General features: G+C 69.8%; 20 protein-coding genes. 4 read left to right on the top strand and 16 right to left on the bottom strand.

What is annotated here, in order from left to right; all coding sequences use genetic code 11:
* Positions 1-24: 24 nt before the first annotated feature.
* The 5 genes from AC3A6G_RS11545 to AC3A6G_RS11525 are packed head-to-tail and all read right to left on the bottom strand — an operon-like array spanning position 25 to position 5,223.
* Positions 25-2,151 (bottom strand): TonB-dependent siderophore receptor, encoded by a 2,127-nt coding sequence (locus AC3A6G_RS11545; RefSeq protein WP_487873669.1) that lies wholly within the window; start codon positions 2,149-2,151, stop codon positions 25-27.
* Complete coding sequence (gene thiE / locus AC3A6G_RS11540) at positions 2,148-3,089, bottom strand: thiamine phosphate synthase (protein ID WP_487873668.1); 942 nt, start codon at positions 3,087-3,089, stop codon at positions 2,148-2,150. Before thiE ends, AC3A6G_RS11545 begins: the two co-directional genes overlap by 4 nt.
* Positions 3,086-3,895 carry a thiazole synthase gene (locus AC3A6G_RS11535; protein WP_487858941.1) on the bottom strand — a complete coding sequence of 270 codons (810 nt, stop codon included), beginning with the start codon at positions 3,893-3,895 and terminating at the stop codon, positions 3,086-3,088. The genes thiE and AC3A6G_RS11535 overlap by 4 nt, the downstream gene beginning before the upstream one ends.
* A gap of 15 nt (positions 3,896-3,910) precedes the next feature.
* The gene (thiS, locus tag AC3A6G_RS11530) at positions 3,911-4,114 is read right to left on the bottom strand and encodes a sulfur carrier protein ThiS (protein WP_487858942.1); all 204 of its coding nucleotides are present in this window, start codon (positions 4,112-4,114) and stop codon (positions 3,911-3,913) included.
* Positions 4,115-4,119: 5 nt separating this feature from the next.
* On the bottom strand, positions 4,120-5,223 hold the full coding sequence (locus tag AC3A6G_RS11525) for an FAD-dependent oxidoreductase (RefSeq protein ID WP_487873667.1): 1,104 nt from the start codon (positions 5,221-5,223) through the stop codon (positions 4,120-4,122).
* A 35-nt stretch (positions 5,224-5,258) separates the two neighbouring features.
* On the opposite strand from AC3A6G_RS11525, the gene thiD reads away from it, so the two are divergent.
* A complete protein-coding gene (thiD, locus tag AC3A6G_RS11520) occupies positions 5,259-6,140 on the top strand; it encodes a bifunctional hydroxymethylpyrimidine kinase/phosphomethylpyrimidine kinase (RefSeq protein WP_487873666.1) in 882 nt (293 codons plus the stop codon).
* Here the strand turns inward: thiD and AC3A6G_RS11515 are convergent.
* Complete coding sequence (locus tag AC3A6G_RS11515) at positions 6,073-7,443, bottom strand: purine-cytosine permease family protein (RefSeq protein WP_487863790.1); 1,371 nt, start codon at positions 7,441-7,443, stop codon at positions 6,073-6,075. The genes thiD and AC3A6G_RS11515 overlap by 68 nt on opposite strands.
* 358 nt (positions 7,444-7,801) lie before the next feature.
* Here AC3A6G_RS11515 and AC3A6G_RS11510 point away from each other — a divergent pair, with 358 nt between their 5' ends.
* A complete protein-coding gene (locus AC3A6G_RS11510) occupies positions 7,802-9,727 on the top strand; it encodes an adenylate/guanylate cyclase domain-containing protein (RefSeq protein ID WP_487873665.1) in 1,926 nt (641 codons plus the stop codon).
* On the opposite strand, the gene AC3A6G_RS11505 is transcribed toward AC3A6G_RS11510, so the two are convergent.
* Genes AC3A6G_RS11505 through AC3A6G_RS11495 form a run of 3 tightly spaced genes read right to left on the bottom strand, consistent with a single transcriptional unit; the run spans position 9,701 to position 12,965 of the window.
* Positions 9,701-10,645 (bottom strand): PDR/VanB family oxidoreductase, encoded by a 945-nt coding sequence (locus AC3A6G_RS11505; RefSeq protein ID WP_487873768.1) that lies wholly within the window; start codon positions 10,643-10,645, stop codon positions 9,701-9,703. The genes AC3A6G_RS11510 and AC3A6G_RS11505 overlap by 27 nt on opposite strands.
* A 14-nt stretch (positions 10,646-10,659) precedes the next feature.
* A complete protein-coding gene (locus tag AC3A6G_RS11500; protein ID WP_487873664.1) occupies positions 10,660-11,937 on the bottom strand; it encodes a Rieske 2Fe-2S domain-containing protein in 1,278 nt (425 codons plus the stop codon).
* A gap of 8 nt (positions 11,938-11,945) precedes the next feature.
* Positions 11,946-12,965: a Bug family tripartite tricarboxylate transporter substrate binding protein gene (locus tag AC3A6G_RS11495; RefSeq protein WP_487858952.1), complete on the bottom strand. Its 1,020-nt coding sequence runs from the start codon at positions 12,963-12,965 to the stop codon at positions 11,946-11,948.
* 86 nt (positions 12,966-13,051) lie between these two features.
* Here AC3A6G_RS11495 and AC3A6G_RS11490 point away from each other — a divergent pair, with 86 nt between their 5' ends.
* The gene (locus AC3A6G_RS11490; protein ID WP_487873663.1) at positions 13,052-13,999 is read left to right on the top strand and encodes a LysR family transcriptional regulator; all 948 of its coding nucleotides are present in this window, start codon (positions 13,052-13,054) and stop codon (positions 13,997-13,999) included.
* A complete protein-coding gene (locus AC3A6G_RS11485; RefSeq protein WP_487873662.1) occupies positions 13,996-15,303 on the top strand; it encodes an aspartate aminotransferase family protein in 1,308 nt (435 codons plus the stop codon). The genes AC3A6G_RS11490 and AC3A6G_RS11485 overlap by 4 nt, the downstream gene beginning before the upstream one ends.
* A 12-nt stretch (positions 15,304-15,315) precedes the next feature.
* Here the strand turns inward: AC3A6G_RS11485 and AC3A6G_RS11480 are convergent, their stop codons facing one another.
* From AC3A6G_RS11480 to AC3A6G_RS11450, 7 genes are read right to left on the bottom strand one after another with little or no spacing between them, the layout of a single operon-like run.
* A complete protein-coding gene (locus tag AC3A6G_RS11480; protein WP_487858955.1) occupies positions 15,316-16,335 on the bottom strand; it encodes an NAD(P)/FAD-dependent oxidoreductase in 1,020 nt (339 codons plus the stop codon).
* Positions 16,336-16,365: 30 nt separating this feature from the next.
* On the bottom strand, positions 16,366-16,695 hold the full coding sequence (gene fdxA / locus AC3A6G_RS11475; RefSeq protein WP_126746444.1) for a ferredoxin FdxA: 330 nt from the start codon (positions 16,693-16,695) through the stop codon (positions 16,366-16,368).
* A 41-nt stretch (positions 16,696-16,736) separates the two neighbouring features.
* Complete coding sequence (locus AC3A6G_RS11470) at positions 16,737-18,065, bottom strand: sulfate adenylyltransferase subunit 1 (protein ID WP_487873661.1); 1,329 nt, start codon at positions 18,063-18,065, stop codon at positions 16,737-16,739.
* Positions 18,065-19,006 carry a sulfate adenylyltransferase subunit CysD gene (gene cysD, locus AC3A6G_RS11465; protein WP_487873660.1) on the bottom strand — a complete coding sequence of 314 codons (942 nt, stop codon included), beginning with the start codon at positions 19,004-19,006 and terminating at the stop codon, positions 18,065-18,067. Before cysD ends, AC3A6G_RS11470 begins: the two co-directional genes overlap by 1 nt.
* A 15-nt stretch (positions 19,007-19,021) precedes the next feature.
* Entirely contained in the window at positions 19,022-19,651 is a 630-nt protein-coding gene (locus AC3A6G_RS11460) for a phosphoadenosine phosphosulfate reductase domain-containing protein (RefSeq protein ID WP_487858958.1), read from the bottom strand.
* Positions 19,648-20,052, bottom strand: a complete 405-nt coding sequence (locus tag AC3A6G_RS11455; RefSeq protein ID WP_487858959.1) for a DUF934 domain-containing protein — start codon at positions 20,050-20,052, stop codon at positions 19,648-19,650. Before AC3A6G_RS11455 ends, AC3A6G_RS11460 begins: the two co-directional genes overlap by 4 nt.
* Positions 20,049-21,827 carry a nitrite/sulfite reductase gene (locus tag AC3A6G_RS11450; RefSeq protein ID WP_487858960.1) on the bottom strand — a complete coding sequence of 593 codons (1,779 nt, stop codon included), beginning with the start codon at positions 21,825-21,827 and terminating at the stop codon, positions 20,049-20,051. Before AC3A6G_RS11450 ends, AC3A6G_RS11455 begins: the two co-directional genes overlap by 4 nt.
* Between the last annotated feature and the right edge of the window lie 129 nt (positions 21,828-21,956).

The raw sequence follows: 21,956 nt of genomic DNA, 5'->3' as shown, positions 1-21,956 counted from the left end.
TAGAAATTTTTTCGGGGCCCGCGGTCAGAGCGACACGCTGAGCCCGAGCCGCAGCGTGCGCGGCGCCCCGGGGAACAGATAGACGTGGCCGAACTGGTAGGGCGACTCCTTCCAGTAGCGCCGGTCGAACAGGTTGTCGATGGCGATGCTCCAGCTTGTCTGCACGCCGCGTACCCGGGTTTCGTAGCGCAGCGCGGCATCGACGCGGGTCCATGACGGCAGCACGATCGATCCGTCGGGCAGCACGTTGCGCCGGCCTTCGTGCGAGAGTTGCCCCAGTAGTTCGAGGCCCGGCACCGCAGCCACGCGGTAGGCGGCCTGCGCGCGCAGCACCTGCTTGGGCACGTTGGTGGGGCGTTGTCCGTTGGTGGCGGGCTCGTCGATGCTTCCATGGCGCTTGGCGTCGATCAGCGTGACGCTGCCGCCGAGCCGCCAGGGCCCGGCTGACCACTGCGCGCCGGCCTCGAGCCCGCGGTGCACCGCGCTGCCGTCGTAGCGGCCTTCGCAGGGCGTGGTGCCGAGCCGGTTGCAGGCGTCGAGGTTCGTCATCGGCCGGCGGATGTCGAACCAGGCGAGCTGCCAGTTGAACGTATCGGTGCCGCCCTTGAGCCCGAGCTCCCATTGGCGCGAGGCCAGCGCGGGCAACGCTTCGCCTGCATTGGCGTACTGCGATCCCTTGTTCGGCACCACCTGCGACTCCACGCCCTTGCCCCAGCTGGCATAGGCCAGGAGGCCGGGCTGGATGGCGTAGCTGGCGGCGACCCAGGGCGTGGTGATGCCGTCCCGGTAGCCCGTGGACCGCGTGCCATCGGTGCGGACGCTGTCGCGGTCGAGCCGCGTGTGGCGCACGCCGAGCCAGGTGGTGAAGCGGCTGTTCCAGCGGATCGCATCCTGCACCGAGAGCTCGGTCGAACGCTCGTCGCGGTTCGTGTTGGCATCCGTCAGCGTCGGGTCCGGCGGCACCACGGCGGTGGCCAGGATGTTGCCGGTGCCGACGTAGTTGTAGGCCTGGTCCTGGAAGCGGTTGCGCACGCGGCTTGCGAGCAGGCCGAAGCCGAGTTCGTGCCGCACGCTGCCGGTGGTGAGGTTGCCCTTGAGGTTCAGGCTGCCCGCGGTCTGGGTGCGTCGTTCGTTCTCGCTGCGGAAGTCGTAGAAGTCGAAGCTGCCGTCGCTGCAGTAGCGGTCGTAGTTGCCTTCGGCACCGCAGCCGAAGGCATAGGCCAACCGGTCGTCGGTCTTGAGGCGCTGCTGGCCGAGCTGCGCGCTCCAGCGCCAGTCGGCATTGAGTGCCTGGCTGAAGCGCACGCTGCCGGTCAGCGCGTCGAATTGCGAGGGCTGCGACCAGGGCTGGTTGTTCAGGTTGATCTTCGGGTCGACCGGTGGCGGCAGCGTGTGGCCGAGCAGGCTGAAGCCGTTCTGGCTCGGCTGGGTCTTGTGGCTGCGCTCGATCTCGAACTCGAGCACCGAATCGCGCGTGATGCGCCAGTCGCCCGCGAGCGCGAAGAGGTTGCGGTGGCCGTCGAGGCTGTGCGCGAGCGGCTTGAGGTTCTCGCCCGCGACATTGAGCCGCCAGCCGAACTCGCGCCGCGTGCCGAAGCGCCCGCTCAGGTCGAGCGCGCCGAGCACGCTGCCGCGGCTCGTGGTCTCGATGCGCACGTTGCGCAGGTCCTGCTCGGTCGGGCGCTTGACCACGTAGTTGACCAGCCCGCCCGGCGCGCTGGTGCCGGCCTGGATGCCACTCGTGCCGCGCAGGATCTCGATGCGCTCCTTGTTGTCGAGCGCGATCGTCGTCTCGGCGCTGATCGGCAGGCCCTCGCGCCGGTAGTTGTAGCGGTTGTCGAGCACGAAGCCGCGCACGGTCAGGTAGTCCCAGTAGCCGGCAGAGTTGTAGGCGTCGGTAACCGAGGCATCGAACTGCGCCAGGTCCGACAGGCGGCGCGCGCCGCTCGCACGCAGTTGCGTGCTGTCGATCACGGTGGCGGAAAGCGGAAGCTCGCGCAGCGGCACGTCACCGAAGCCGCTGACCTCGGCCTGCGGCGCGGCGGCGCCTTCGACGACGGTGATCGCGGGCAGTTCGGTGGCGGCTTGCTGTGCCTGTGCGCCGCAGGTGCCGGCCAGCAGCCACAACGCTGAAACGGTGGCGGTCTTCATGCCGCGGCGCTGCCGAGGGCTGCCATCCATTGCGTCGCAATTGCCTCGGGGTCCTCGGCCGCGACCAGCGCGCGCACCACGGCCACCGAGCCGACGCCCGTGGCCAGCACTTCGGGCAGCCGCAGCGCGTCGATGCCGCCGATCGCCACCTGCGGGTAGCCGCGCATCAGCCGCGCATAGGCCTCAAGGCGCGCCACGCCCTGGGGCGCGGTCGCCATCTTCTTGAGCGTGGTCGGGTACACCGCACCCATCGCGATGTAGCTCGGGCTGACCGCGTCGGCGCGCACCATCTCGGCGTAGCCGTGCGTGCTCACGCCGAGCCGCAGGCCCGAGTCGCGGATCTGCCGCACCTGCTCGGGCGCGAGCGCATCGAGGTCTTCCTGCCCCAGGTGCACGCCGTAGGCACCCGCCGCGATGGCGGCCTGCCAGTGGTCGTTGATGAAGAGCAGGGCGGCCGTGTCGCGTGCCGCGTCGACGGCGGCCTGCACTTCGCGCTCGACCGCCGCGGCGTCGTCCGACTTGAAGCGCAACTGCACCGTCGGCACACCGGCACGCGTCATGCGACCCACCCATTGCGCGTCGGGCAGCACGGCATAGAGTCCGAGCCTGTCGGGGCAGGGCGCGAAGGCGTCGTCGCGCGCCGCGGGTGGAAAGGGGCGCAGCCCGAAGTCGGCCGGCGCGCAGGGCCAATGGTCGGCATCGAAGGCGCTTGTTCGCAGGGTCTGCGCCTGCCAGGCGCGCGCCAGGCATTCGGCGTCGACCTCGATGAAGCCGAGTGCGGTGCAGGCCTGCTTGGCGCCGCGGTACACCGGCGCGTCGGACGAGAAATGGCTCGCCGAGACGGGCGCGGCCGTGGCGGCGCCGAAGCGCAGGCCGTGGGCCGCGACGATCGCATGGGCGACGCTGCGCGCGTCCGGGGTGTGAGTGGTGGTGGTCATGTTGCGTGGTGCCAGAAAGGGGTGCCGAGCACCGGTGTGCTCGGCTGGGCGGCGTCCTGCGCCGCCATCGCGCCCGCGCGGTGGGCGGCGCGGCCGGCCTGCACCGCGTCGGCAAAGGCGCCGGCCATGGCGACCGGGTCCTGCGCCAGTGCCACCGCAGTGTTGAGCAGCACGCCGTCGTACCCCCACTCCATGACCTGGCAGGCATGCGAGGGCAGGCCCAGGCCCGCATCGACCAGCATCGGCACGTCCAGCCGCTCGCGCAGCAGCTGCAGCGCGTAGGGGTTGACCGGCCCGCGGCCGGTGCCGATGGGCGCGGCCCACGGCATCACGGCCTGGCAGCCGACGTCGACCAGGCGCTGGCACAGCACCAGGTCTTCGGTGCAGTAGGGCAGCACCTGGAAGCCGTCGCGGATCAGCTGCGAGGCGGCATCGACCAGGTTCAGCGTGTCGGGCTGCAGCGTGTAGTCGTCGCCGATCAGCTCGAGCTTGATCCACGGCGTGTCGAACAGCTCGCGCGCCATCTGCGCGGTGGCGATCACTTCCTGCACGCTGTGGCAGCCCGCCGTGTTGGGCAGCACCGGCACCGCGAGCCGGCGCAGCAGCTCCCAGAAGCCGTTGCCGAGCTCGCTGTTGCCAGAGCCCTGGTTGGCCGTCTGGCGGCGCAGCGAGGCGGTGAGCATGGCCGGCTTCGCGCGCTGCACGGCGGCTTCGAGCAGGTCGGGCGACGGGTAGCGCGCGGTGCCGAGCAGCAGCCGGCTCTGGAAGGTCTGGCCGTAGAGCACCAGCGGGTCGTTCGTGGTCATTTCTGTTGTCTCCATTCAACCGCCCGTGACGGGGCGGATCACTTCAATGCGGTCGCCGGCTTGCAGCGCGCGCGCCGCGTAGCCGGAGCGCGGCACGAATTCGCGGTTCACCGCCACGGCGAAGGGCGGCACGGCTTCGATCGCCGCAACGGCGTCCACCAGCGTGGCGCACTCGGGCAGTGCAAAGGGCTTGTCGTTGATCAGGACGTCGATCTTCATGGTGGTCAGGTCTCCAGGCCGAACTCGCGCGCGAGTGCAGAGTGCCCGTGCACGAGCAGTTCCATCGCACAGTCGAGCATCGCCGGCGCGATCATGAATCCGTGGCGGTAGAGCCCGTTGATCTGCAGCATGCGCGGATGCGGCCGGCGGATCGCGGGCAGGTTGTCGGGCAAGGTGGGGCGGCATTGCGCGGCGATCTCGAGGATGCGCGCTTCTGCGAAGCCGCTGTGCACCGCATAGGCGGCACTCAGCAGCTCGAGCGTGGAGCGCACGCTCGCGCTCGACATGTCGTCCGACTCGATCTCGGTCGCGCCGATCACGAACACGCTGCCGGGCTTGGGCGCGATGTAGAGCGGATAGCGCGGATGCACCAGCCGCGTGGGGCGCTTGAGCGCCACCTCAGGCGCATGCACGCGGATGACTTCGCCGCGCACGCCGCGCAGTTCGCGCCACTGCGGCCGCGCACCGAGGCCGCGGCAGTCGATCACTTGCTCGGGCTGGCCGGCTGCGCCCGGCGAAAAATCCTCGGGCGCGCGCGGCGACTGCCAGTGCAGTTCGACGGCGGGGCACGCCTGGAGCGTGGCGAGCAGCGCCGCCAGCAGCGCACGGTTGTCGAGCTGGCCTTCGCCCGGAAGGAACAGGCCGCGTGCAAAGCGCTGGCCCAGCGACGGTTCGAGTGCAGCGATGCCTGCGCCGTCGAGCGCCTGCATCGGTGCGAGCGCCGGCACGTCTTCGCCGGTGCGCGCCAGCACGCGCGAAAGCCGCGCCGCCTCGGCAGCGTCCTGCCGGTGCCAGAGCACCAGCGTGCCTTCACGTTGGAAGAACACCGGTTCGGCCAGCGGCGCCAGCAGCTCGGGCCAACGCGTGAGCGCGTAGTGGCCCATGCGCACGAGCGGCACCGGCGCCACGGCCGATTCGGCCAGGGGCGCGAGCATGGCCGCGGCCACGCGCGCGGCCGAACCTTCGGCTTGCGGGCCGCCGGCTTCGTGCAGCGCGACCTGGCAGCCGGCGCGCGCGAGCGTGACGGCGAGCAGCCGGCCCATCAGGCCCGCGCCGAGGATGGCGACCGAGCGGAACGGCAGTTCGGCCGTTGGCAGGGGGTTCACCATGGCCGAGCCCTTCCGCGTCGCCGATAATTTTCGGCATGACCCACCAAGCACCCACCGACGCGCCGCAAGCGCCCCTGCGCTATGCACGCGTGCTCTCGATCGCCGGCTCCGACAGCGGCGGCGGTGCCGGCATCCAGGCCGACCTCAAGACCTTCGCCGCGCTCGGCTGCTACGGCATGACGGCCATCACCGCGCTCACCGCGCAGAACACGCTCGGCGTCTCGGGCATCCATGCCGTTCCGCCCGTTTTTCTGAAGGCGCAGATCCAGGCCGTGGTGGAAGACATCGGCGTCGACGCCGTCAAGCTCGGCATGCTGCACGCGCCCGAGGTGGTCGAGGTTGTAGCCTGGGCCATCGACCACTACCGGTTGCCGAACGTGGTGCTCGATCCGGTGATGGTGGCCACCAGCGGCGACCGCCTGATCGCGGCCGAGACGGTGCAGGTGCTGGTGCGCGAGCTGTTCCCGCGTGCCGTGGTGGTCACGCCCAACCTCGACGAAGCTGCGCTGCTGGTCGGCCACGCCATCGGCGGCATCGATGCGCTCGACGGCGCGGCCGACGAACTGCTGGCCCTCGGTGCGCAGGCGGTGCTGCTCAAGGGCGGGCACCTGCCGGGCGAGGAGGTGGTCGACGTTCTGCTGCAGTCCGGCGGCGCGCGCCGCCGGCTCGCGTCGCAGCGCATCGCGAGCCGCAACCTGCACGGCACCGGCTGCACGCTGTCGTCCGCGATCGCGGCGCATCTGGCGCTCGGCCTCGCGCTGCCCGATGCGGTCGAACGTGCGCGCGCCTACATCCTCGGCGCGATGGCCGCGGGCGTGCAGGTGAAGACCGGTGCCGGGCATGGGCCGCTCAACCACGGTTTTGCGCCAGTGCCGATGCACCGCCTGCCGTGCCCGGCACCGGCTTCGGCCGGCTGATCCACGCCATCAAGAAAGTGGCCGCCAGCGTCGGCAGTGCCGAGCCGAACTGCGGCGCCCATTTGGCGCATGCGTGGTACGCCGCGATGCCGCCGATCCAGATCACCGCCGCACCCAGGTCCACCCGGCGCAGCGACGAAGCCACCGTCTGTCCCGTGCCGAGCCGGCCCAGGATCACGCCGTAGAGCGGCACGAACACCGAGCTCAGCATCAGCAGGAAGGGCTCGAGCGAGTGCATCGGCAGCACCAGCGCAAGGCCCGTGCACAGCACGGCCAGCAGCAGGCCCCAGCGCCGAACGCTCCAGCGCGGCAGCAGGCTGTGGGTCGAGACCGAGCCCGAGTACACGTCGCCATAGGCGTTGTCGAGCTCGTCGACCAGGATGAGGCCGAGCGCCACCAGCCCGCCCTGCGCCAGCAGCAGCGCGGTCACGAGGCCGGTGCCGGGCTCGGCCACGCTCACCACCATCACGCCGAGCGCATAGCACCAGATGTTGGCGAGCGCATAGCCCAGCCAAGTGCCGCCGAAGGCGCCGCCCAGGCCGCGCCCGTTCAGCCTGCGCTTGCCGTGGCGCGCATAGTCGGCCACCAGCGGCAGCCAGGAGACCGGCATCGCGATCACCAGGTCGATCGCGCCGAAGAGCCCCATGCCGCCGTTGCCGGGACGAGACCAGAAGACGTCGAAGCCCCGAGCCTGGAGTTCGGCCGCGAACTGCCACGTGAGCCACAGCAGTGACAGCACCACCAGCGGCAGCCCGAAGCGGCTGACGAAGCGGCGCACCAGCTTCACCATCGAGCCCGCGAGCAGCGCAAGCAGCACCGCGCCCCAGAGCAGCGTGGCGAGCGCGCCGCCCAGGGCGCCGTCGAGCGGCAGCCCGAAGGCCTTGCCGGCGATCGCCTGCGTGCCCTCGCGCATGATCACCAGTTCGAAGGTGGTCCAGCCGACGAGCTGCACGATGTTCAGCAGCACCGGCAGCCGCGCGAAGGCGCTGCCGTAGGTGGCGTGCATCAGCCCTGCGCTGGCGAGCCCGCTCTCGCAGCCGAGGCGTGCGGTCCAGGCCAGCAGTGCGGCGCCGATGCCCGAGCCCACCACGATGGCGAGCGCGGCATCGCGCGTGCCCACGGCCGGCACCAGGTAGGCACCGACCTGCATCACCAGCAGCCCGACACCGAGGCTGAACCACAGCGCTGCATGGTCGTGCCAGCCGAAGACGCGCTGCGAAAGCGGCAGCGGCGTGAGCGCCTCGTTGGGCACGGGACCGGTTCCCGTGTGTCCGGTGTTGTTGTCGTCGTCGATGCGTGCCATCCGTTTGCTCCATGCAAAAGGTTTGGCAGGTGGGCGGTGTCCGGGCGGCGCGGGCCCCGCGCGAAGAAAGAACGCGAGTGGCCGCCAGACCAGCTTCCCTGCGCGAGGATTGCCTCGGGCTCGCCCGTCGGTCGACGGTGCGGGCCCCCGGTGAAACACCGGACAGGTTCAAAGGGACTTTCTCAGCCGGACGGCAAGCCGCCCAGCACCCCTAGCAAGCGCGCCACGGCAAGCCGCGACGCAGGGCGGAGTTTAGCCGCTGTCGACGGGCCGTGCCGGCCGCCGAGCGTGACGCAGGCCGGTATTTCCCCGGGGACGCCGGGCGGGAGACAATCCGTCCCGACGAGCACCGCCCCGCATGCCAGACCGATCCAGCCATCCCGCGCCAGAGACCACCGAGGCCGCCCCCGTGCGCCTGCGACGCTTCAGGGTCGACGTCGGCACCATCATCTGCCTGGTCGCGCTGGTGCAGTCGCTGCTGCTGGTGGCGCTCGGCTATTGGGGCGCGCAGCGGCTGGTGTCGCGTGTCGGCGCTTCGGCGCACAAGGTGAGCCACGACCGCGTCGAGGACAACCTGCTCGCATTCCTGGCCAAGACCCAGGCCGTGGTGCATGCGATCGGCGATTCGCCGAGCCTGCATCCGCTCGGCGAGGACGGCGAGCGCAGCGCCGAGCTGCTCTGGACCATGCTGGAGGAGGCCACCGAGCTCGACAGCATCGGCGTGGCGAGCGACGACGGCCACCTGCTCATGGCCGAGCGCTACCCCGAAACCGCGATCCGCAAGGTGGTGCGCGACAGCGGCTTCAGCACCGAGACCTGGGAGTTCAAGCCCTCGCCCGACGCCGAAGGCGGCAGCGCACGCGAGCGCTTCGCCACCCGGCGCATTGAAGCCTTCCGCAGCGACCACGACGTGACCGAGCGCGACTGGTACAAGCGCGCGCTGGAGGCGCCGCTCCCGGTGTGGACGCCGCCGTTCCACCTGGCCGAGGACGAGGAGCTCGGCGTGAGCTACGTGCAGCCTGCGCAGCGCACCGACGACGAGGGGAACGTCCAGCGGCTGGTGGTGGTGGCGCACCTCTCGCTCGGGCACCTGTCGCGGTTGGTGCGCGCCTTCGGCAGCCGCGGCCCCGGCGACAGCGTGCTGCTGAGCGACGACCACCATGTGCTCGCGCGCAGCGACCACACCGATCCCGTGCGCATGCTGAAGGCGCCCGAGGGCGGCATTCTCGGAGCGGTGGACGCCTACATGACGGCCCACGGCATTTCGTACAACGTGGAGGACGAGAGCTTCTCCCTCGCGTACGAGGGGCGGCGCTACCGTGTGGAGGCCTCGCACATCGGCGCGACCGGCTGGGAGCTCATCAGCTGGGAGCCCGAGGACGCGCTGCTCGGCGACCTGAGGCGCCTGCTGCGCTGGGGCCTGGTGCTCACGCTGGTGTTCCTGGTGCTCGCGCTGCTCATCTCGCTGCGGCTGTCCAAGCTCGTGACCACGCCGATCGAGAAGCTCTCGCACACCGCGCGCCGCATCGGCCGGCTCGAACTCGACGATCTGCCGCAGGAGCACAGCCGAGTGCTCGAGATCCAGCACCTGAACCAGGCGCTCGACGACTCGGCGCGCAGCCTCAAGGCCTTCAGCAAGTTCGTGCCCGTGGGCGTGATCCGCCAGCTCATCGCCCAGGGCCATGCGCTCGCGCCCAACGGCTCGCCGCGCCGGGTGACCGCGATGTTCACCGACGTCGAAGGCTTCGCGGGCATCTCCGAGTCGCTGCCGGCCGATGTGCTGGTGGCGCAACTGACCGAGTACTTCAACCTCGCGCAGCGCGTGTTCACGCGCCACGGCGGGGTCGTCGACAAGTACATGGGCGACGGGATCATGGTGCTCTGGGGCGCGCCGCTCGACCTGCCCGACGCGGAATACCGTGCTTGCATCGCGGCGCTCGAACTGCATGCCGAGATGACCCCGCTCAATCGCCGATGGCAGGCCGAGGGCCTGCAGGCCTTCCGCACCCGCGTGGGCATTCACACGGGCATGGTGATCGCCGGCGTGCTGGGCTCGAGCGACCGCCTTGCCTACACCGCGCTCGGCGACGTGATCAACGTCGCAAGCCGCATCGAGGGCGCCAACAAGCACCTGGGCACGCGCACGCTGGTGTCGGAAGCCACCCGTGCGGGCCTCGGCGACCGGTTGCCTACGCGCCGGATCGAGGGCCAGGTCGAGTTGCGCGGGAGGCAGATGCCGATGGTGCTGTACGAGTTGCTAGAGGTCGAGCAGCAGCCGGGCTGAGCGGGCCCGCGAGCAGCAGGGCAGGAACCGGTCGTTTGCCGCCTGTTCGGCGGGCGTGAGATAGAGGTCGCGGTGCTCGATCTCGCCGGCCAGCACCCGCGTGAGGCAGGTGCCGCACACGCCCTGGGCGCAGGACAGCGGGATCTCGATGCCCTCGGCCGCGAGCGCGTCGGCCACGCTGAGCGTGGCGGGCACGCGGATCACCCGGCCGCTGCTGCGCAGCGCGACTTCGAAGCTGCCTGCGTCGTCGCCGACCGAGGCGGCGCCCGCAAAGTACTCGAAGTGCACCTGCGCGTCCGGCCATTGGAGCGCGCGCGCGGTGGCGCGCACCGCGTCGAGGAAGCCCTGCGGCCCGCAGACGTAGAGATGCCTGCCGGGTCCCGGATGCGCGAGGGTGGCCGCGAGGTCGAGGCGCTGTTCGGGCGGTCCGTCGTCGTGGTGGAAGAACACCTTGCCTGCGAAGGCGCTGTCTTCCAGCCGCCGCCGGTAGGCCGTGCGCGCGGCCGTCCGGTTGCAGCAGTGCAGCGCGAAATCCGCATCCAGCGCGGCCAGCCGCTGCGCCATCGACAGCAGCGGCGTCACGCCGATGCCGCCGGCGAGCAGCAGGCTGTGGGTGGCGTCCTCGGCGAGCGGGAAATGGTTGCGCGGCGTGCCGATCTGCAACAGCGCGCCCTCGTTTACCGCGTCGTGGAGCGCGCGCGAACCGCCGCGCGAAGCCGCATCGCGCAGCACGCCGATCTCGTAGTGCGCGTCCTGCGCGGGCAGGTTGCACAGCGAGTATTGCCGCACCAGGCCGCCGGGCAGCGCCACGTCGATGTGCGCGCCCGGCGCGAAGGCCGGCAGCGGCCGGCCGTCGGCAGCGACCAGCCGGAAGCCGGCCACGCCTTCGGCTTCCACCGTCTTTTGCGCCACCCGCATCGGGATCGTGGGGTTCACTGGTGCACGAGGAAGTTGCCGGCCTCGAACTGCACCGGGGGTGCTGCGGGATCGAAGCTCACGCCGGCCGGGTCGCCGCCCTCGCGCAGCGCGTCGAGCTGGCGCAGCAGCAGCCGGCGCAGCATGACGATGCCGCGGTCCGAGGAAGCCAGGTGTTCCTCGGAATGCGCCGTGATCGCGCCCTGGCTCACCTGCGCCTCGTAGTCGCCCGGAAAAGCGCGGTGCTCGGCTTCGGTCAGTTCCTCCCACAGCTTGCCGTTCAGGCGCGAGCGCACACGGGCGAGGTCACCGGGGGTCTTCACCCGACCCACGGTGTAGATCCGGAAGCTGTGGTCGTCGATCGGCAGCACCCAGCCGATGGACTCGACGCGCCCGAATTCCGCCACGCGCGGATTCGGCACCACCCGCAGCGTGGGCAGTACCGGGCCGGCCACGCGGCGGAAGACGCTGCCGTCCTCGAGCCGGCGGACCGAGGTGATCAGCACGCCGGTCTCGGTGCTCTCGAATTGCACTTCGGGCATCTGGCCCATCAACGCCACGAACTGCGTGCCGCTGAAGCTGCCGTGCAGCACCGGCACATGGAACGGATCGGCCACGTTCTCGTAGTGCTGCAGCCAGTTGCACGGAATGATCTGCGGCCCGCCGCCACCGATGCTGTTGCCGTCGGCCTCCAGCGTCTCGCCCTCGCCGAGGGTTTCGAGGCAGTCGTACCGCGGCAGCACGGGCTTCTTCTCGGACGGGCCGAGATAGGCCCAGACCAGGCCGTATTGCTCCTGCACCGGGTACCAGGGCTGGCGCACGCGCCCGCGGCTGCGTGCGCCGCCCTCGGGCTCGCAGGGCTGGTCGACGCAATGGCCCTCGACGTCGAACATCCAGCCGTGGTAGCAGCAGCGGATGCCTTCCTCCTCGACGCGCCCGTAGTAGAGGGAGGCACCGCGGTGCGCACAGCGCCAGTGCACCAGGCCCGGGCGTCCCTTCCTGTCGCGAAAGAGGATCAGGTCTTCACCGAGCACGCGCACCTTGCGCGGCGTGTCGCTCGCGTCCGCGGCCAGGCCGACGGGGTGCCAGTAGCGGCGCAGCAGCTCGCCCATGGGCGTGCCGGCGCCGACCTCGGTGAGCTCCGGCTTGTGGTGCGGTGGCTTCCGGCCGTAGGCGGTGCCGGTGTCGAACGAGATCGGCTGCCAGCCGGGGTCGGAGGTGGCGGCGGGGAGGGTGGGCGAAGCGGAAGGCGAGGTGGCAGAAGAGGTGGCGGAAGAGGTGGCGGAAGAGGGCATGGAATTTCTCATTCGGGCGTGACGCCTGCGGCCTTGATGAGGGCCGCGACGCGGGGGAAATCGGCTTTGTAGCTGGCGCGGAACTCGGCCGGCGTGCTGCCCAGCGGCTCGAAGCCGAAGCCGGCCAGGCGCTCCTGCACGTCGGGCATCTTCGTGATCTCGCGCAGCGCGGCCGACCACTCGTCGAGCACGGGCTGCGGCGTCTTCGCGGGCGCATACGCGCCGATCCAGCTGTCGAGGTCGAAGCCCTGGAAGCCCTGCTCGGTGAAGGTGGGCACGTCGGGCATCGAGCGCACGCGCTGGCGGCCGGTGATGCCGAGCACCTTGATGCGGCCGGCCTGCGCAAGGCCGCGCGCGGTCGACGGATTGGCAAAGGCCACGCCGAGCGACTCGCCGAACATGTCGTTGTGCGCCGCGGCCTCGGCCTTGTAGGGCACATGAACGAGCTCGATGCCGGCCTGGCGCGCCAGCAGTTCGCCGAACAGGTGCGCGTTCGAGCCGTTGCCCCAGGTGCCGTAGCTCAGGCCCGGATGGGCCTTGGCGTAGGCCACGAACTCGCGCACGTTAGAGAACGGCGCGGCGGCACGCGCGATCAGCATCGGCCCGCCCGTGGCGATCTGCGAGAGCGGCTCGAAGTCCTTCACCGGGTCGTAGGGAAGGCGCGGCTGCAGCACCACGTTGTTGATGTGCGTGAGCGGCAGCGTGAGAAGCACCGTGTAGCCGTCGGGCGCGGCCTTGGCCACGGCATCCGCCGCGATGGTGCCGCTCGCGCCCGGCCGGGCCTCGACGATCACCGGCTGGTTCCAGCGCGCCTTGAGCTTCTCGGCATAGATGCGCGCGATGGTGTCGATCGGCCCGCCCGCCGTGCCGAAGGGAACGATGCGCACGACACGCGCGGGAAACTGCGCGGGCTGCTGCTGCGCGAAGGCGGGGCCGGCGGCCAGTGCCGCGAAGCCCGCGCCAAGAATGCCGAGCGCGCGGCGCCGCGTGGCGTGCCGCGCACGCGGCGAGGGTCTGAACCGATTCATCGCAGGTCTCCAGTCATGATGTACTTGTGCGCTCGACGATACGGACAGCCCGCCCCACGGGCAATTCGAAGCTTTGGATATGAGATATGGCCCAACGTGATATCCGCAGCCTCGACGTCGGCATGCTGCGGACCTTCGATGCGCTGATGCGCGAGCGCAGCGTGTCGCGCGCGGCGACCCGCCTGTTCTTGAGCCAGCCCGCGGTGAGCGCATCGCTCAACCGGCTGCGCGACACCTTCGGCGATCCGCTGTTCACGCGCACCGCGCACGGCGTGGCGCCCACCGCACGCGCACAGGCGCTGGCCGGGCAGGTCGAGCGCGTGCTGGCCGATCTCTCGGCGATGCTCGAGCCCGGCGAGGGCTTCGATCCCGCGGCGTCGCAGCGCATCTTCCGCATCTCGGGCGGCGACTACGCGAGCCACCTGCTGCTGCCGCGGCTCGCAAACGAGCTCGTGGCATGCGGCTCGCGCGTGCGCATCTACTGGGAAACCAGCTCTTTCCTTACCCTGACCGAACGGCTGCGCAAGGGCGACTTCGACATCGCGGTGCTGCCGCGCCTGGCACCGCCGAGCGATTGCGAGTCGGCACTGCTGTACGAAGACCGCTACGTGGTGGCGGTGCGACGCGGGCACCCGGCCATGGCGCAAGAGGCTACGCTCGATGCCTTCTGCGCCTGGCCGCACGTGTTCCTGGGCTACGGGAGTTCGGCGCTCGACGACCTCATCGACCAGGTGCTGGCGCGGCTCGGACGCACGCGCACCATGAGCGTGGCGATGACCAGCTTCGGCCAGATCGTCGACCTGCTCGCCCAGACCGACCACGTGGCGGTGATGCCGCTGCGCGTGGCCGACCGCTTTCGCCACCTGCTCGCGGTGCATCCGCTGCCCTTCGAACTGCAGGGCTACCGTTCGGTGGTGTGCTGGAACCGGCGCTCCAATTCCGATGCCGGCGTGCTGTGGCTCAAGGACGCGCTGCTGCGCATCGGGCGCGCCGCACCGGCCGAACCCGCCTCGCTCCAAGGTGAAGCCACATGACACACGACATCGACCAGGCCCTCGCCGACGCGCACCGCCGCTTCGCCGAGGCCAACCCCGCAAGCCGGGCCCAGTTCGACGCACAGGTGCGCTACCTGCCCGGCGCCAACACCCGCTCGGTGCTGTTCTACGCGCCGTTCCCGCTCACCATCGCGAAAGGCGAGGGCGCGACGCTGTGGGACGCCGACGGCCACCGCTATGCCGACTTCATCGCCGAGTACACGGCCGGCGTCTACGGCCACTCGGCGCCCGAGATCCGCGACGCGGTGATCGAGGCCATGCGCAGCGGCATCAACCTCACGGGCCACAACCTGCTCGAAGGGCGCCTCGCGCAGCTGATCTGCGAGCGCTTTCCGCAGATCGAACAGCTGCGCTTCACCAACTCGGGCACCGAGGCGAACCTGATGGCGCTCACGGCCGCGCTGCATTTCACGGGACGGCGCAAGATCGTGGTGTTCTCGGGCGGCTACCACGGCGGCGTGCTGGGCTTCGGCGACAAGCCCTTGCCCACCACCGTGCCCTTCGACTTTCTCGTGCTGCCCTACAACGACACCGCGCTCGCCCAGGCGCAGATCGCGCGGCATGCGTCCGAGATTGCCGCGGTCCTGGTCGAGCCCATGCAGGGCGCGGCCGGCTGCATCCCGGGGCAGCCCGACTTTCTGCACGCCCTGCGCACGGCGGCGAGCGAAGCGGGTGCGCTGCTGGTCTTCGACGAGGTCATGACTTCGCGGCTCGGGCCGCAGGGCCTCGCCGCGCAACTGGGCATCCGTGCCGACCTCACGACGCTCGGCAAGTACATCGGCGGCGGCATGTCCTTCGGGGCCTTCGGCGGTCGCGCCGACGTGATGGCGCAATTCGACCCGCGCAGCGGCGCGCTCGCGCATTCGGGCACCTTCAACAACAACGTCATGACGATGGCCGCCGGCCATGCGGGGCTCACGAAGCTCTTCACGCCCGAAGCGGCCACTGCGCTGAGCGCGCGCGGCGAGGCGATGCGCGCGCGCCTCGATGCGCTCTGCGCGGAGGCGGGCGTGGCGATGCAGTTCACGGGCATCGGCTCGCTGATGAATGCGCATTTCGTGCGCGGCGAGGTGCGGCGCGTGACCGATCTCGCGGGCGTCGACGCCCGGCTTCGCCAGCTGCTGTTCTTCCACCTGCTCGAAGAGGGCATCTACACCTCGCCGCGGGGTTTCGTCGTGCTGTCGCTGCCGCTCGCCGATGCGGACATCGATCGCTACGCCGCCGCCATCGGCCGCTTCATCGCGCGGTACCGCGCGCTGCTGCTGCTGCCCGCGGGGCGCTGAGCGGTTGCTGCCTCAGTGTCCGGCGACGCCGAGCAGTTCGTGCAGGCGGGTGCTGGTGGTCGTGTACTGCAGCGGAATCGCCTTGCCCGGGAACACGATCGCCGCGGCGGCCCAGGCGGCCAGCGTGGCTTCGTGGAAGCCGCAGACGATCAGCTTCTTCTTGCCCGGGTAGGTGTTGATGTCGCCCACCGCGAACACGCCGTGCTCGCGGGTCTGGTACTTCTCGGTGTCGACCGGCACCTGCTTGCGTTCGAGCTCGAAACCCCAGTCGGCGATCGGCCCGAGCCGCGGCGAAATCCCCAGAAAGGCGACCAGCGCGTCGAGCGGCAGGTCGACCGCGGCGCCGTCGGGCGTGGTGATCTGGAGCGTGCGCCCGTCGAACGCACTCGGCTGGCCCACCGCGAAGGCCAGCCGGCCTTCGGCCACCTGCGCGCGCAGTGCGGCGACCGTGGCCTCGTCGGCCTGGAAGCCGTCCCGCCGGTGCACCAGCGTGACCTGGCGCGCAATGCCCGCGAGCGCCATGGCCGCTTCGAGTGCGGTGTCGTCGCCGCCATTGACCACCACGGCCTGGCCCGCGAAGCGCTCCAGCGAATCGGGGTGATAGAAGAGGGCGGTGCCCTCGAACCTGGCAATGTTATCGAGCGCGATGCGCTTGGGCACGAAGGCGCCCACGCCGGCCGCGATGAACACCGTTTTTGCAAGAAAGGCCGTGCCGGCCGTGGTGGCCAGCAGCAGCCGGCCGTCGGCCTGGCGTTCGAGCGTGGCAACCTGCTCGCCGAAGTGGAACTGCGGCTTGAAGGGCGCCACCTGCGCGAGCAGCGCGTCCGCGAGGCCGCGCCCGGTGGTCACGGGCGTGCCGGGGATGTCGTAGATCGGCTTGCCGCCGTACAGCGCCACGCACTGGCCGCCCGCGGCGGGCTGCGCATCGACGATGTGGCAGGGGATCTCGAGCAGGCCGAGCTGGAAGGCCTGGAACAGCCCGACCGGGCCGGCGCCGATGATCAGCGCGTCGGTCTCTGTCGGGTTCGGCATGCGGCGCAGGTCCCTGGTCTCAGTGGGGTCTCAGCGGACCAGTTCTCCGACCTTGTCGGTCTTGTCTTTCCACTCTTCGGCGTCCGGCAGCGCGGGCTTGCGCTTGGTGATGCTCTTCCAGCCGTCGGCCAGGGCGAGTTCGGCATTGAGCTTGATGAACGCGATCTGGTTGGCCGGAAGGTCTTCCTCGGCATAGATCGCATTGACCGGGCATTCGGGAATGCACACGGCGCAATCGATGCACTCGTCCGGATCGATCACCAGCATGTTGGGGCCTTCGCGGAAGCAATCCACGGGGCAAACGTCCACGCAGTCGGTGTATTTGCAGCGGATGCAGGCTTCGGAGACGACGTGGGTCATGGGCTTTTTCTAACGGCAGTGGTCGGGGAAAACCCGTGATTTTAGGCGTTTACCGCTGCCGGCTGCACGAGCACGGCCGCGGCGGTCTTGTGGGTGGCGGTATCGACCAGCACCAGCGAGCCCAGCGCACGCGATTGCGTGAACGGCAGCACCGCCAGCGGCTGCTGCAGCGCCAGCACCACGTCGCCGATGGAATTGGCTTCGAGCTGCGCTGTAGGTTCGGATTCGAGCGTGGTGATGTTGACGCGATCGACGATGCGCGCCACCTTGGCCTTGACCCAGCGGTGGCCCTGCAGCGCCCAGTAGATCCGGCCCGCCACCAGGGGCTCGTCGTCGAGCCAGGCCACGGTCGCGGTGATCTCGCGCACCGGCTCGAAGGCGCCGGGCGCCAGCAGCCAGTCGCCGCGCGACACGTCGACCTCGCGGTCGAGCACGATGCCCGCGCTGTGGCCCGCGTGCACCGCCTTCGGCGCGCGCGTGTGGCTCAGTACCTGGGCGACCGTTGCGGTCTGGCCGCTCGGCAGCACGGTCACACGCTGGCCGGGCTCGACATGGCCCGAGGCCACGCGGCCCCAGAACACGCGGCGGCCTTGGGAGGTGTCGGACGAGGAAGAGAACTTTTCCACCCATTGCACCGGAAAGGCGAACGGCACGGCCTCGTCCTGTACGGTGACCGGCAGCGCCTCGAGCAGCTCGAGCAGACTCGGGCCCTCGTAGCCGACCCAGTCGGCATGCCGCGTGGCCACGTTCCAGCCCTTGAGCGCCGAGATCGGCACGATCCCCGCGACCTTCACGCCCGCGGCTTCCGCAAACGCGTTCAGCGCCGTCGAGATGCGTTCGAAGGCCAGCGCGGCGTCGCCGATGGCGTCGAGCTTGTTCACCGCGAACACGATCGACTGCACGCGCAGCAGGTGCGTGAGCAGCGTGTGGCGGCGCGTCTGCGGCAGCAGCTCGCGCTTGACCACGGTGCCGTCCTCGACTTCGGCGGCCCAGGCCAGCTTGGTGGCATCGACCAGCACCACCGCGGCGTCAGCGGCCGAGGCGGCCGTGACCATGTTGCGGGTGTACTGCTCGTGGCCCGGCGCATCGCCGATGATGAACTTGCGCTTGGCGGTCGAGAAGTAGCGGTAGGCCACGTCGATCGTGATGCCCTGTTCGCGCTCGGCCGAGAGGCCGTCGGTCAGCAGCGCCAGGTCGGTCTCGCCGCCGCGCTGCACGCCGGCCAGCTGGTCTTGCAGCACCGTCTTGCTGTCGACCAGCAGGCGGCCGATCAGCGTGCTCTTGCCGTCGTCGACCGAGCCGCAGGTGATGAAGCGCAGGGCGGTGCCGGTGTCGGCGGCGATGGCAGGGGATGCAGTCGTCGTGGTCATCAGAAATATCCGTCCTTCTTGCGCTTTTCCATCGAAGCTTCGGACGTCATGTCGTCCATGCGGGTCGCGCCGCGCTCGCTGACGTCGACCGACAGCGTCTCCAGCACCACATCGCCGGCGTCGGCGGCCAGGCTTTCGACCGGGCAGGTGGTCGTGATGTCGCCCACGGTGCGAAAGCGCACGTCGCGCGTCTGCACCGTCTCGCCGTCGCGCGGCGGGGTCAGCGGCGTCACCGGCACCAGCAGGCCGCGGCGTTCGACCACTTCGCGCTTGTGCGTGTAGTAGATCGACGGCAGGCCGACCTGCTCGCGCTCGATGTACTGCCACACGTCGAGTTCGGTCCAGTTCGAGATCGGGAACACGCGGAAATGCTCGCCCGGGGCGAGGCGCGTGTTGAACAGCGTCCAGAGCTCAGGCCGCTGGTCCTTGGGCTGCCATTGGCCGAAGGCGTCGCGGTGCGAGAAGATGCGCTCCTTGGCGCGCGCCTTTTCCTCGTCGCGGCGGGCGCCGCCGATCAGCGCGTCGAAGCGGAATTCTTCAATGGCTTCGAGCAGCGTCACCGACTGGTGCGCATTGCGCGATTCGCCGGGGTGCGCCAGGCGCACCGTGCCACGCGCCATCGAATCTTCCACGCTGCGCACGATCAGCTCGGCGCCCAGCTCCTTCGCGCGCAGGTCGCGGTAATCCGTCACCTCGGGAAAGTTGTGGCCCGTGTCGATCATCAGCAGCGGATACGGAATGCGCCCGGCGCCGAAGGCCTTTTCGGCGCACTTCAGCAGCACCAGCGAGTCCTTGCCGCCCGAGAACAGCAGGGCGGGGCGCTCGAAGGCGGCCGCCACTTCGCGCAGGATGAAGATGGTCTCTTCCTCGAGCGCATCGAGGTGCGTGTTCGACAGGTGCGTCGGTGGCAGCAGCAGTTCGGATTCGGTGCGGGCGTTCATCAAATGGGTGCTCGGTCAGTGTGCGAGATGCAGTCCGCACTCGCGGTTGTCTTCGCCCTTGGTGGGGTCCACGTAGTCGAAGTTGTTCGGCAGGCCGTGCGCTTCGCAGTAGGCGTAGAGCTCCTTCGACGACCAGTGCAGGAGCGGTGCGACCTTGATCAGCCCGTCGGGGTTGACGCTGACCGGGTCCATCTGCGCGCGCACGGCCGTGTCGGTGGCGCGCAGCGCGGTGAACCACACCTTCGGCGCCGTCTCGCGCAGCGCGCGCGCGAACGGCTCGAGCTTGACCTCCTCGGTGAACGCGGCATGGCGCGGATCGTCGAGCGCGGGCGTCGGGCCATCGACCGCCTCGCGGTGCGCGCGCGAGCGGCGCGGCAGATAGATGTGCAGGTCGAGGCCCAATTGCTTCGTTACTTCGTCGGCAAAGCGGTAGGTGGCTTCGGTGTTGTAGCCGTTGTCCATCCAGACCACGGGCACGTCGCGCCTGGCGCGCGTGACCATGTGCAGGATCACCGCCTCGAAGGGCCGGAAATTGGTCGTGACGATCGCGCTCTGGCCGAGGCTGATCGCCCAGTCCACCAGGCCCTCGGCGTTGCGCCCGAGCTCGGTGTTGATGCGTGCCAGTTCGAGCTCGAGGTTGCTCATGCGCTTGCGCCTTCGCGCTTGAAGAGGGGCGCGGGGGTAACCGCGTCGCCCTGGTAGAAATTGGCGAAGCGGTCGAACTGGCGCTGCGCGTCGGTGGCGTCCACGCCTTCCTTGAGCACCGCGCTCGAGAAGCCCATGCGCTCCATCTGCACCAGCTGGTCGATCAGCACGTCGCCGGTCGCGCGGATGTCGCCCTTGAAGCCGAGGCGACGGCGCAGCAGGAAGGCCTGGCTGTAGGCGCGGCCGTCGGTGAACTTGGGAAAGTGCAGGTCGATGCGCTCGATGTCTTCGAGGCACACCTCGATGGCGAGCGGGTCGGCGTCGTTCGCGAGCTGCAGCACCTTCGGGTCGCCGTCGTCCACGTGTTCCTCGGCCGCAAGGATGTTGAGTCGACGGTTCATGCCGCTTCCTCCACCTTGAAGCGCGCACCGTTGGCCGCGGCCTTGAACGGGTCGTGGCCCACGCGGCGCAGCGTGTCGATGAAGTTCTCGCCGCCCTCGCGGCTGTCGCGGTAGGCCGTGAGCACGGCTTCGATGACCGCCGGCACCTCGGCCGCCGAGAACGAGGGGCCGACCACCTTGCCGGCCTGCGCAGGCCCGCCGAGCTCGGAGCCGTCGCCGCCGCCGAGCGTCACCTGGTACCACTCCTTGCCGTCCTTGTCGACGCCGAGGATGCCGATGTGGCCGCTGTGGTGGTGGCCGCACGAGTTGATGCAGCCGCTGATGTGCAGGTCGATCTCGCCGATGTCGTCGAGTTCGTCGAGATCCTGGTAGCGCTCGGTGATCGCTTCGGCGATCGGGATCGAGCGCGCGTTGGCCAGCGAGCAGAAGTCGCCGCCCGGGCAGGCGATCATGTCGGTCAGCAGGTGCACGTTGGCGCTGGCGAAACCGGCCGCGCGCGCGGCGAGCCACAGCGCATGCAGGTCTTCGGCATGCACCCACGGCAGCACGATGTTCTGGTCGTGCGTCACGCGGGCTTCGCCGGCCGAGAAGCGATCGGCCAGCACCGCCAGCGTGTCGAGCTGGTCGGCAGAGGCATCGCCGGGGGCCTGCTTCAGGCGCTTGAACGACAGCGTCACGGCGCGCAGCGCGGGGTTCTTGTGCGGCGCCACGTTGCGCGCGAGCCAGCGCGCGAACTGCACGTCGTCGGCGGCATGGGCGCGCAGCTCGGCGTCGGTCTTCTCGGCGCTCTGCAGCACGCGCGTGGCGAGCGTCGGCGGCACGAAGGAAGCGGCCACGCGGTCGAACTCGGCCTGCGTGATCGTGTGCGGCGCGCCGTCGTGTTCGATGATCTGCTTGTACTCGGCCTCGACGTCGTCGATGTAGCGCTGGCCTTCGGCCTTCACGAGGATCTTGATGCGCGCCTTGTAGATGTTGTCGCGTCGGCCGTAGCGGTTGTAGACCCGGATCACCGCCTCGAGGTAGTTCATGATCTGCTGCCACGGCAGGAACTCGCGCAGCACGGTGCCGACGATCGGGGTGCGGCCCATGCCGCCGCCCACCTGCACGCGAAAGCCGATCTCCCCGGCCGCGTTCTTCACGAGCTTCAGCCCCACGTCGTGCCAGCCGGTGGCGGCGCGGTCTTCAGTGGCGCCGGTGATCGCAATCTTGAACTTGCGCGGCAGGAACGCGAACTCGGGATGCAGCGTGCTCCACTGGCGCATGATTTCGGCGTACGGCCGCGGGTCGGCCACTTCGTCGATTGCGACGCCCGCGCGCTCGTCGCTCGTGATGTTGCGGATGCAGTTGCCGCTGGTCTGGATGCCGTGCATGTCCACCGAGGCCAGCAGGTCCATCACGTCGGCCGACTTGGCGAGCGGGATCCAGTTGTACTGCACGTTCTGGCGCGTCGAGAAGTGGGCGTAGTGGGTCGGCAGCTTGTGGCTGCCGAGCTTGCCCTGGATCTCGAGCGCCTGGCGGTAGACCTCGGCTTCGGGCTCGTCGTATTCGCGAGCGATCTTCGCGAGCACGCGCAACTGGCGGCTCGAGAGTTCGCCGTAGGGCACGGCCACGCGCAGCATCGGCGCGTAGCGCTGGACGTACCAGCCGTTCTGCAGGCGCAGCGGCTTGAACTCGTCTTCGCTGAGCTTGCCTTTTTGCCAGCGTTCGAGCTGGTCACGGAATTGGGCAGCCCGTTGGCGGACGAACTGGCGGTCGAAGTCTGTGTATTGGTACATCGTGTGGTTCTTGAAGAAGCGCGGCGCCTGGCAGCAAGAAAGGCAGGATTCTGAAAGCAGGGCTTATGGATCCAAACTACTTTTTGGTTCGACTCTTATGCAGATAAGCTTATTCGCCAGTGTTCATGC

It is taken from the genome of Variovorax sp. Soil_C_26 (assembly GCF_057657075.1).
This window is presented reverse-complemented; position numbering and strand designations above follow the sequence as displayed.

Bases quoted from the DNA above. Each gene is read 5' to 3' on its own strand.
- AC3A6G_RS11450 (WP_487858960.1), bottom strand. From the start codon at position 21,827: ATGTACCAATACACAGACTTCGACCGCCAGTTCGTCCGCCAACGGGCT.
- AC3A6G_RS11535 (WP_487858941.1), bottom strand. From the start codon at position 3,895: ATGACCACGAACGACCCGCTGGTGCTCTACGGCCAGACCTTCCAGAGC.
- AC3A6G_RS11500 (WP_487873664.1), bottom strand. From the start codon at position 11,937: ATGCCCTCTTCCGCCACCTCTTCCGCCACCTCTTCTGCCACCTCGCCT.
- cysD (WP_487873660.1), bottom strand. From the start codon at position 19,006: ATGAACGCCCGCACCGAATCCGAACTGCTGCTGCCACCGACGCACCTG.
- AC3A6G_RS11515 (WP_487863790.1), bottom strand. From the start codon at position 7,443: ATGGCACGCATCGACGACGACAACAACACCGGACACACGGGAACCGGT.
- AC3A6G_RS11485 (WP_487873662.1), top strand. From the start codon at position 13,996: ATGACACACGACATCGACCAGGCCCTCGCCGACGCGCACCGCCGCTTC.
- AC3A6G_RS11505 (WP_487873768.1), bottom strand. From the start codon at position 10,645: ATGCGGGTGGCGCAAAAGACGGTGGAAGCCGAAGGCGTGGCCGGCTTC.
- thiE (WP_487873668.1), bottom strand. From the start codon at position 3,089: ATGACCACCACCACTCACACCCCGGACGCGCGCAGCGTCGCCCATGCG.
- AC3A6G_RS11510 (WP_487873665.1), top strand. From the start codon at position 7,802: ATGCCAGACCGATCCAGCCATCCCGCGCCAGAGACCACCGAGGCCGCC.
- fdxA (WP_126746444.1), bottom strand. From the start codon at position 16,695: ATGACCCACGTCGTCTCCGAAGCCTGCATCCGCTGCAAATACACCGAC.
- thiS (WP_487858942.1), bottom strand. From the start codon at position 4,114: ATGAAGATCGACGTCCTGATCAACGACAAGCCCTTTGCACTGCCCGAG.
- AC3A6G_RS11470 (WP_487873661.1), bottom strand. From the start codon at position 18,065: ATGACCACGACGACTGCATCCCCTGCCATCGCCGCCGACACCGGCACC.
- AC3A6G_RS11480 (WP_487858955.1), bottom strand. From the start codon at position 16,335: ATGCCGAACCCGACAGAGACCGACGCGCTGATCATCGGCGCCGGCCCG.
- AC3A6G_RS11495 (WP_487858952.1), bottom strand. From the start codon at position 12,965: ATGAATCGGTTCAGACCCTCGCCGCGTGCGCGGCACGCCACGCGGCGC.
- AC3A6G_RS11490 (WP_487873663.1), top strand. From the start codon at position 13,052: ATGGCCCAACGTGATATCCGCAGCCTCGACGTCGGCATGCTGCGGACC.
- AC3A6G_RS11455 (WP_487858959.1), bottom strand. From the start codon at position 20,052: ATGAACCGTCGACTCAACATCCTTGCGGCCGAGGAACACGTGGACGAC.
- AC3A6G_RS11545 (WP_487873669.1), bottom strand. From the start codon at position 2,151: ATGAAGACCGCCACCGTTTCAGCGTTGTGGCTGCTGGCCGGCACCTGC.
- thiD (WP_487873666.1), top strand. From the start codon at position 5,259: ATGACCCACCAAGCACCCACCGACGCGCCGCAAGCGCCCCTGCGCTAT.
- AC3A6G_RS11460 (WP_487858958.1), bottom strand. From the start codon at position 19,651: ATGAGCAACCTCGAGCTCGAACTGGCACGCATCAACACCGAGCTCGGG.
- AC3A6G_RS11525 (WP_487873667.1), bottom strand. From the start codon at position 5,223: ATGGTGAACCCCCTGCCAACGGCCGAACTGCCGTTCCGCTCGGTCGCC.